5 protein-coding genes and 1 pseudogene are annotated in these 9,867 nt (G+C 60.3%); 4 read left to right on the top strand and 2 right to left on the bottom strand.

Annotated elements, in window-relative coordinates; genetic code table 11:
• Positions 1–251: 251 nt before the first annotated feature.
• Positions 252–1,898, bottom strand: coding sequence for an alpha-amylase family protein (locus AC5RTB_RS13425; RefSeq protein WP_494061564.1), 1,647 nt, complete (start codon positions 1,896–1,898; stop codon positions 252–254).
• Positions 1,899–2,161: 263 nt separating this feature from the next.
• Here AC5RTB_RS13425 and nhaA point away from each other — a divergent pair, with 263 nt between their 5' ends.
• The 3 genes and pseudogenes from nhaA to glgX all read left to right on the top strand — a co-directional run bounded on the left by nhaA (position 2,162) and on the right by glgX (position 7,925).
• Positions 2,162–3,529: a Na+/H+ antiporter NhaA gene (nhaA, locus tag AC5RTB_RS13420; protein WP_494061563.1), complete on the top strand. Its 1,368-nt coding sequence runs from the start codon at positions 2,162–2,164 to the stop codon at positions 3,527–3,529.
• Positions 3,530–4,086: 557 nt separating this feature from the next.
• Positions 4,087–4,731, top strand: coding sequence for a phosphatase PAP2 family protein (locus tag AC5RTB_RS13415; protein WP_494061562.1), 645 nt, complete (start codon positions 4,087–4,089; stop codon positions 4,729–4,731).
• Between the two features lie 794 nt (positions 4,732–5,525).
• A pseudogene (glgX, locus tag AC5RTB_RS13410) lies at positions 5,526–7,925 on the top strand (glycogen debranching protein GlgX).
• On the opposite strand, the gene AC5RTB_RS13405 reads toward glgX, so the two are convergent.
• Positions 7,837–8,322: an Hsp20/alpha crystallin family protein gene (locus tag AC5RTB_RS13405; RefSeq protein WP_494061561.1), complete on the bottom strand. Its 486-nt coding sequence runs from the start codon at positions 8,320–8,322 to the stop codon at positions 7,837–7,839. The pseudogene glgX and the gene AC5RTB_RS13405 sit on opposite strands and share 89 nt — an antisense overlap.
• A 104-nt stretch (positions 8,323–8,426) precedes the next feature.
• Here AC5RTB_RS13405 and mgtE point away from each other — a divergent pair, with 104 nt between their 5' ends.
• Positions 8,427–9,785 carry a magnesium transporter gene (gene mgtE / locus AC5RTB_RS13400; RefSeq protein ID WP_494061560.1) on the top strand — a complete coding sequence of 453 codons (1,359 nt, stop codon included), beginning with the start codon at positions 8,427–8,429 and terminating at the stop codon, positions 9,783–9,785.
• Positions 9,786–9,867: the final 82 nt, after the last annotated feature.

Below are 9,867 nucleotides of genomic sequence, written 5' to 3'. Positions count from 1 at the left end.
TGGTTTGCGTGAACAACTCGGGGTCCTTTCGTAGAGCGAGTTTGGGTCGCTTTCGGTGAGCGGATCAGAGTGCCCAGGTCCTCCCAACGGCTGGTCCCCTTTGCGTATATCGAGTTTGCCCGATTTGCTGGCGAGCGGGCTGGACAACTTGTTCGCGGCTCCACCGTACAATTCCTCCAACGATCCTGCGTGCTGCATAAGGCCTGCAAGAAGCACCAGTAGGTAGGGGAAGCGGCTCGAAGGAAGCTCATTCACAGGATCCGTTTCTCACCCTTCCGGACGATCCTCAGCCAGCGATAGCCGTAGCCGTCGAGGTTCACCTCGAGCTTCCCGTCACCACCCAGTGCGATCTGTTCGGTGCCGAGAAGATCCACAACGTGCGTGATCGTTTCACCGTTGTCGAGCTCGATGCTGACGCTGCGCGCATCGGTGGCGAAATTGTGGAGGGCAATAAGCTGACCTGTGGAACTGGTCAAGGAATGCACGAGCACGCAAGCGTGCTCGTGGCGAAGAATTTCGAAGCTTCCCCACCCGATCTCTGGGGAGCTTTTATAGGCGGCGGTCAACCGACGAACGAAGTGAAGCAGCGATTCAGCATCATGCTGTTGCGTGGAAACGTTGACGTGCTCAGGGGAAGCGCCTCCCTCGACGACGGGCAGAGGCAGTTCAGATGGGGCGGCATGGGAGAAGCCGCCATTGGCTTCAGCGGACCACTGCATCGGCGTCCGCACCGCAGAACGGTCGCGCAGTGAAGCGTGCTCGGCCATTCCGATTTCCTCACCGTAGTAAAGAACCGGTGCCCCTGGCAGAGAGAAAATGAGGCTGTAGACCATCCGGATGCTACGCGGGTCATTGCCGAGCATCGGGGGTAGGCGCCGGATGATTCCGCGCCCGTGGATACGCATTTCCTCCTCGGGCGCGAACGCGGTGAACACCTCGTGGCGTTCATCTTCGGTCAATTGGTCCAACGTCAACTCATCGTGGTTGCGCACGAAGTTCGCCCATTGGTTCACAGTCGCGAGTTGTGGTCGTTCCGCAAGCGCCTGTGCAAGCGGTGTAGCGTCGTGGCGGGCGAGAGCGAGATAGAGGTGCTGGTTGGCGACGAAATCGAATTGCATGGTCAATTCGTTTCCATGTTCTCCGAAGAACGTTTTCTGCTCCTCGTAGGGAAGGTTGACTTCCCCGAGCATCATTCCCGTGCCGCTTCGCCTGCCCACATAACCCCGCAAAGCTTGCAGGTACTCGTGCTCGTTGCGTCCGTCAGCCTCGATGAGGAATGGGACCGCGTCGACGCGGAATCCGTCAATGCCCATCTGGAGCCAGAAACCGATAACCTTCGCTATCTCTTCGCGCACTTTCGGGTTGGCGGTGTTCAGGTCCGGTTGATGGCGGTAAAAAGAGTGCTCGTAGTACTGCCCGGCGGTTTCGTCGTAGAACCAGACACCGTCTTCCTTGTCGGGGAACATGCTGGCGCGTTCTTCATCGGGCTTCTCATCACGCCAGATGTAAAAGTCACGGTACCTGTTGGCCCTACTGGAACGGGCTTCCTGGAACCAGGGATGGTCAACCGAGGTGTGATTCACAACCAGGTCAATGATTACCCTCATGCCGCGGTCTTGCGCAGTTCGGACCATTTCCACGAAATCGCCCAGGTGGCCGTTGCGAGGATTCACCCCGAAATAATCCGAAATATCATACCCGTTGTCCTCCCGGGGTGACGGGAAGAACGGTGCAAGCCAGATACAAGTGACGCCCAGTTCCTCGAGATAGTCCAGCCGGTGGCCCAGACCCTCAAGGTCGCCCACTCCGTCGTCGTTCCAATCCATGAATGTCTCGACATTCAGGTTGTAGAAAACTGCTGTCTTCCACCACAGGTCACTGGTATCAGTAATCCTCATCGTCGTCCCTCTCATCCTGCGCATAGCACTTACCCGGCCCCCCCCCCAGCTTCTGCCCCAAGCACCATCAAGGGCAATCCTGCTCTCAGTGTCCACAGTCTGGCGCCGGCAACGGAGCTCACTTGAAGCTGAGACGTGGTCGAGAAGTAATCTGGCTTCATCGGCTGCTTTTCATGGTGCCTGCCGTGAACCAAAAGTAGCCTTAGCTCACCACTGGCCCGCTTTGCTGACTCATCGACGTCGCACGAACACTGGAGGAGCACATGGACGATCCGACCTCAGAGAGCAAATATCCCAGGTTTCCCGCACGGCGAAGTTACGGCGAGTCCGTGCGCATCGGTGAAATTCTGCGCAAGGAAACCGTTGGCGGTGCCCTGCTCGTCCTCACTGCGACGATCGCGATAATTTGGGCAAATTCCCCGGCAGCTGACACCTACTTTGGATTACGCGACCTCGAGGTGGGTTACGAACCCTGGCATCTGCGCCTAAGCCTGGGCGCGTGGGCTGCCGACGGTCTGCTCGCGATCTTCTTCTTCCTGGTCGGCCTTGAGCTGAAGAAGGAATTTATTGCCGGCGACCTCCGTAATCCGACGACAGCTGCTGTGCCAATCGCCGCCGCCATCGGTGGTGTAGCGATACCGGCGCTTGTCTACGTGGCGGTAAATCTAAGCAGTCCGGACACCATCGGCGCGTGGGCTATCCCCACAGCTACGGACATCGCTTTCGCCGTGGCAGTACTGGCGATCATCGGCTCCCACCTGCCCTCGGCGCTGAGGATCTTCCTGCTCACTCTTGCGGTTGTCGATGATCTGCTGGCTATCTCCATCATCGCCATCTTCTACTCCGATGACCTGGACTTCATCCCCCTACTGGTCGCTCTGATCCCACTAGCACTTTTCGCCTTCGTTGCTCAGCGATACCAGCGATTGTTCCACCTGCGTGCCTCGGCTGCCTGGTTCATTCTCCTGCCGCTGGGCTTCGCCGTGTGGACCCTCGTACACGCCTCAGGTATCCACGCCACCGTAGCTGGCGTCCTGCTCGGCTTCGCTATCCCAGTCCTGAACAGCCGCAAAGCAGATCTTCCTGAACCGGACCACGGACTCTCTGAAGTGTTCGAACACCGCTTCCGACCGCTCTCTGCCGGGTTCGCGGTCCCTGTGTTCGCCTTCTTTTCTGCCGGCGTCGCCATCGGCGGCCTCGACGGGTTCCTGTCCGCCATGACCGATCCCGTCGCGATCGGGATCATCCTCGGTCTGATCGCCGGTAAACCCCTTGGCGTCGTCGGCGTGACCTGGCTCGTCACCAAAGTCACCAGTGCCAAACTCGACCCGTCCTACAAATGGATCGATGTCCTCGGAGCGTCCCTTTTGGCCGGAATCGGTTTCACCGTGTCGCTGCTGATCGCTGACCTGAGTTTCGCTACCAACGATCCTCACAACGACCACGCCAAAGTCGCTATCCTTGTGGCATCCGTTCTCGCCGCCCTTCTAGCGGCGGTGATCCTCTCAACCCGCAACCGTCACTACCGACGGATCGAGGAACGCGAAGCCCTCGACGTTGACGCCGACGGCATCCCGGATGTCTACCAAGTACCACGCCCCAAGAACGGGCCGTCCGCGACACACGAATAGGAAGAACCAAAGTACCCTTATTCCCACGTTGGTGTCGCTAGTGTGAGTTCGCCGCAGTCACCGACAGTAACGGTTAGGCCATTGGTCTGGTCAAAAGGGTCGCCCATTGGTCATCTCTCGCCCCGGCGTCTCCTGGGAAACGGTAGTCGTCCGGCCATCGGGACGACGCCGACGGTGGCGTGCCGCCGATGAAGCACTTTGAGGATCAATGAAACGGCACTTCAGGTGCTGCAGGTACAGCGTGAACCCTTGGTGATGGCATAACTGACACCTCGAAGCGCCGCACCCTTTACGAAGCCTCCGAGAATTGGAAAGTTCGCGAGGTGACATCACCATAATCAGGTCTGACACGCCGACAGGGTGGCATGCGATACCGCGTAGAGTGGAAAACGGTGAGCCGGGAAGCCTGGTCGGCAGGTTTTGTCGTCGCCTTTTCAAGGAGACCCTCCGTGGCTGCACCGATGCGCAACACCCGACGAGTCGACAAATCGGATACTTCACCTGCCACCAATCGGGGTGATGATCGTGCGGTGAGGCCCTCCGCAGAGGAGAAGGTCATGCCGTCTCGTATTCGGGGCACCGCACTGAAAGCCCTCACCTGCTGGGGCGCGGGCATCCTGTTGGTGGCCTCCGCCCTGCTACTCACGGAGCCCTCGACGGCTGCATACCTAGCCGTGGCGCAGGCGGATCCTGGCTGGCCCGAACGGCTGGCTGATGCGCTGATCCTCTGTTTGATGACCTGCTTCGGTGCGGGAATGTGGTGGGCATGGTGGTCGGACCCGGCACGGTTGGCCGTAGGCTTGGCCGCAGGGGTAGGTGTGGTGATGGCCTACGTGTCCAGCGAACTATTCAAGCTTCTGTTCGCTCGCGACCGCCCGTGCCGCAACGTTCTCCCGGACCCACACTGTCCCGGGCCGGGGAACTGGTCCTTCCCCAGCAATCACTCCACCATCGCCTTCGCCGTGGCCACCGCGCTTGTCCTCCTCCTGACCCAATGGTGGATCTGGAGCGCCTATCTGCTGGCAGTGGCCGCCGCCTTATCCCGAGTCGTCGATGGAGTCCATTTCCCCCACGACGTCCTCGCCGGTGCCTCGCTTGGCATCGGCACAACCATGGCCGGCGCCTTCATCCTCAGACATTGGACGTTGCCCCTAGCGAAACGAATCGCAAAATCTCCGGGCTCGTGCTCCCGGTCCGCGTGAAGGGGGCATCTGAACAAGACCTCCTGCGGCGCCTCGGTACAAGCCTTGGCATATTCGTGGCAGCGTCATCACGGTGGATGCATCGGTAGCGCGCTGATCTGAACCCCCACAGGGTGACCGGCTGACCCGGAGGCTATCCTGCGCCCGAACCCTCAAAACTTCCCGAGTGTTGCGCGAAGGTCCGAGGCAACCTCAAGAGCCCGAGATGCTACCTCGGCGTGCAGCTCGCGCTGCTTTTGAGGCAGACGATCACCCTCTGAAAGCGCCCGATCGGCTGGCGCCGCCGCAGTGAGCGCGTCTAGCACAAGCTCCCACCAGGAACGGGGCATCCTCAACGTGCAGTGTCTGTCCTCTGACGGCCATCCTTCCAAACTGCCTGCTGCATTGGGCGAGCCCGCCACCTGATCCCACCCTGCTCGACGGATGGGGGCTAACCGCTGAGCTAGAGGCGGATCGGTAACCGCAGAGACTGCCGCAAGTTTGTCGAGCGTGCCGTCGATCAGCGCCCAGTCTGCGACGGGCAGGGTTACTGACAGCTCGTCATCAGGTTCCATACAAGCAGGATAGACATAGTGCCGGGCCTCAGGACCACAGGCAGCGCGAGTCGGCCGACTATTGACCCCGCCACCCCAACGCGTAGTTGCTCAGAAGGCGCCGGGTAAGGTGAGCTTTTCCTCGACAGCTTCACCTGGCTTACTACGGGCTCCTCATCACAGTGATCCGCGGTGTATACCCCTGTAAGGGTCATGGCGGTGTCCGTACGTCTAGATGAACCGATACTCGAGGCTCGGGCGATGGAAGTCTGGGTGGGAAACCCGTATCCTCTCGGGGCGACGTATGACGGCAGCGGAACGAATTTCGCGGTGTTCAGCGAAGCGGCAGAGGCGGTATACCTGTGTTTGTTCGATGAAGCCGGTTCAGAGCGGCGGATCCGGCTGGAAGCTGTGGATGCCTACGTCTGGCACTGCTATCTGCCCCATGTGCTCTCGGGGCAGATGTACGGCTACCGCGTGGAGGGGCCCTACCGTCCGGAAGAAGGGCTCAGGTTCAATCCCCACAAATTGTTGCTGGACCCGTGTGCCAAGGCCGTAGACGGACAGGTCCGATGGGGCCAACCGATGTTCTCGTATACCATCGGTGACCCGGACTCCTGTAACACGGAGGATTCCGCAGCCTCAGCGCCCAAGTCGGTGGTTATCAGTCCGTTCTTTGACTGGCAGGGAGACCTACCCCCGCGCATCCCTTACAACGACTCGGTCATCTACGAAGCGCACGTCAAGGGTTTGACCATGCTCCATCCCGAGGTCCCGGTGGAGGAACGGGGCACGTACGCAGGGGTCGCTCATCCAGCGGTGATCGAACACCTCCAAAAACTTGGGGTCACAGCCATTGAACTGATGCCGGTGCACCAGTTCGTTCACGACAGCCACCTGACCGAACGGGGACTGTCTAATTACTGGGGTTACAACACGATAGGGGTTTTTCGCCCCGCACAACGAGTACGCCTCCACGAGCGAACCGGGTCAGCAGGTCCCGGAGTTCAAATCGATGGTCCGGTCACTGCACGCCGCCGGAATCGAAGTTATCCTCGATGTGGTTTACAACCACACCGCCGAAGGCAACCACCTCGGCCCCACCCTGTCCTTCCGAGGCATCGACAACAACGCCTACTACCGGCTGACCGATCCGGACCGATGCCACTACATGGACTACACCGGCACAGGGAGCACCATCAATGTCCGGCACCCCCACGCCCTGCAACTGCTGATGGACTCTCTGAGGTACTGGGTCCTCGAAATGCACGTGGACGGCTTCCGGTTTGACCTCGCTGCCGCCCTCGCCCGCGAGTTCTACGACGTCGATCGGCTGTCCAGCTTCTTCGACCTGGTCCAGCAGGACCCGGTCGTGTCCCAGGTCAAACTGATCGCCGAACCCTGGGACGTCGGTCCGGGTGGCTATCAGGTGGGAAACTTCCCACCGCTTTGGACCGAATGGAACGGAAAGTACCGGGACGCCGTCCGGGACTTTTGGCGGGGATCACCCTCAACCCTGGGCGAATTCGCCTCACGCCTCGCCGGCTCGGCCGACCTTTATGAGTCCTCCGGACGCCGCCCGGTGGCCTCGATCAACTTCGTCACCGCCCACGACGGTTTCACCCTCCGCGACCTGGTGTCCTTCAACTACAAACACAACCTCGCCAACGGCGAGGACAATAACGACGGCGAATCCCACAACCGCTCCTGGAACTGCGGAGCGGAAGGCCCCACCGACGACGATGCAGTCCTGGAGCTTCGGGCACGCCAGCAGCGGAACTTCCTGGCCACGCTCATGCTCTCCCAGGGCGTTCCAATGCTCCTTCACGGTGACGAACTCGGCCGGACGCAGCACGGAAACAACAATGCCTATTGCCAAAATTCCGAACTGTCCTGGGTCCAAGGGGAGGGCATGGACGCTCCGTTGATCGAGTTCTTCTTTATGCTGAGCCGGCTCCGCAGTCATCACCCGACGTTCCGCCGCTCAAAATTCTTCGAAGGCAGGCCGGTAGAGCGCGGGGAAGGACAACCGCTGCCCGACGTCGGCTGGCTGAACCTCAATGGATCCCCCCATGCTCCCAAGAAACTGGGACGACGAACTCGTCCTCGCCCTTGGCGTCTTCTATAACTGGGCCGAGATCGGCAAGGATCACCGCGGCAGCATGATTACAGACGTGAATTTCCTCGCGTGCTTCAACGAGCAACGACGGGCCAATCACCTTTACCCTGCCCTCCGCCGAATACTCTCCGCAGTGGGAGGAGGTGCTGGACTCCGCAGGCGTCCGGCGCGCGAACTCAGAGGTCTTACACGCCGGGGACCGTATTGACGTGGCAGGCAAATCGGTCCTCCTTTTGCGTGCTTATACGCCTCCGGCCGAGGAACCCGATTACTCCGTCGCCGCCTCGCTTGCCCTGCTCCGGACGACCCGAAAACCACCCAGAAACCGGCGGACAGGGAAGGATCTCTTGAGTTCTGTCGGCAGTGTTCGGAGCGGGCCTGCCCGGTGCCGCGTGCTTGATCTATTGCCGCCTGCCCAACAGGACAGACCCGCGCCCCCGCTTAGCTGGTGCTTCATGTATCCGCTCCGCTCTTTCCAGCGGCTCCACTTTCGCCGGCGTTGGTTCCGCGCTCCGCGCCGGCCGCTTCGCTGCTGCGGGTGACGGGAATCTTCCGGGAGTGGCCTTCCTCCCGCTCGGACACAGGTATCCGTACTTCGAGGATCCCGTCCGTGTAGGAAGCCTGGATGTCTTCTTCCCGCACGGCTCCCGGCAGAGTCACTGTCCGGGAGAACGTGCCATACCGAAACTCGGAGCGGTACCCGCGCTTGTCCTTGTGCTCTGATTTCTCCTGGTGGCTGACCTCGATGGTCAGTTGGTCTCCGGTGAGCGTGATGTCGACGTCCTTTTCAGGGTCAATGCCCGGCACCTCGGCCTTAACGACCATGGAATTGCCATCCCGGTACTCTTCCAGCCGAAGCCAGGACCCTGCGTCCCCTTCGAGGAACCGACGGACGGGATCTGCGATGTCGACGCTAGGCCACCGCATCAGGTTGTTCATCGTGCTACCTCCTGTCTACTGCCCAATGGGCTGCTTCAGGAGGAAGGACCGTCGAACCTTCATCTGCATTTGCGTAGGGAATTAAAATTCGGGAAGGTGTGAACATGGTTGAGGAAACGGCATCGAGCAAGGGAACCGTTCCGGATCCCGTGCAGCGCGCCCTGGCGGAGAAGGATCTTCAACTCCTATCCGATTTGGTCAACCAGTTATCTCCGTCCCAGGTGATCGATTTCGTCGAACGCATGAGCGTCAAGGACCGCGCGATAGTCTTCCGGTTGCTGTCCAAGGGGAAGGCACTGGAGGTATTCGAAGGACTGGATGTGACCCTTCAGGGGGAACTCGTGCAGGGGCTGAAGGATGAGGAAGTTGCGCTCATTTTTGCGGACCTCGATCCCGACGACCGGGTGGGATTGCTCGATGAGCTTCCGGTTACCGTCGCACGACGGCTGTTACAGGGACTGCCACCGCAGGAACGAAACCTCACAGCCGAGGTACTCGGCTACCCACACCGGTCGATAGGAAGAAGGATGAGCCCGGAATACGTTGTGACGTATCCGGTCCTCACTGCAGCGCAGACCCTGGTCCGTGTACGTGAACGGCTTGACGACGCCGAAACCATCTACACCCTGCCGGTGCTTGATGCCGGGCGGCGGGTTGTAGGCGTGGTGAGCCTGCGGGATCTGATGCGCGCCGACCCGGAAAGCCCCGTATCATCCATCATGCACGCTCCGGAGTACGTCAACGCCTCAACGTCGGCTGAAGAAGCCGCACGACGTTGCGCCGATCTGAAGGTCCTGGCACTGCCAATCGTCGATAACGAGGACAGACTCGTCGGGATCCTGACGGTCGACGACGCCTTGTGGATTCTCGAAGACGCCGAGTCGGAGGATGCCGCTCGAATCAGCGGTAGTGAACCGCTTCGCCGACCGTACCTGGCTACGCCCGTCAGGAATATCGTACGTTCACGGGTTGTCTGGCTGCTCGTGCTGGCAGTCGGCGCCACGCTCACCGTCCAAGTACTGGCCGCATTTGAGGCGACCCTCGAACAGATGGTTGTGCTGAGCCTGTTCATACCCCTGCTCATTGGAACCGGTGGCAATACGGGGAACCAGGCCGCGACGACGGTGACAAGGGCACTGGCGCTGGGCGACGTACGCCCGCGGGACATCCTGAATGTTCTCGCCCGTGAGATCCGGGTCGGTTCCTCATTGGGTTTCCTGCTGGGCGCGATCGGATTCGCTGTGTCCACCCTGGTTTACGACATGTCGATCGGATTCGTGATTGGCCTGACACTCTTCAGCATTTGCACCATGGCCGCCACGGTAGGTGGTGCCATGCCACTCCTCGCGAGAGCCGTCCGCGCCGATCCGGCGGTCTTCTCTAACCCCTTCATCACCACGTTTGTGGACGCGACCGGCCTTGTCGTCTACTTCCTGATCGCAAAAGCCATACTCAACATATGAATGTATCGAGGGGGCCGACCCTGTATGTACCTGTAAGGAAGATACATTCGGATCTCGTTCGAGGCACCGTTTCGCTATCCGG

The sequence above is a fragment of the Arthrobacter sp. M71 S08 genome (assembly GCF_059089725.1).
The sequence above is the reverse complement of the archived record's forward strand: the minus strand, read 5'-3'. Positions and strand labels throughout refer to the sequence as shown.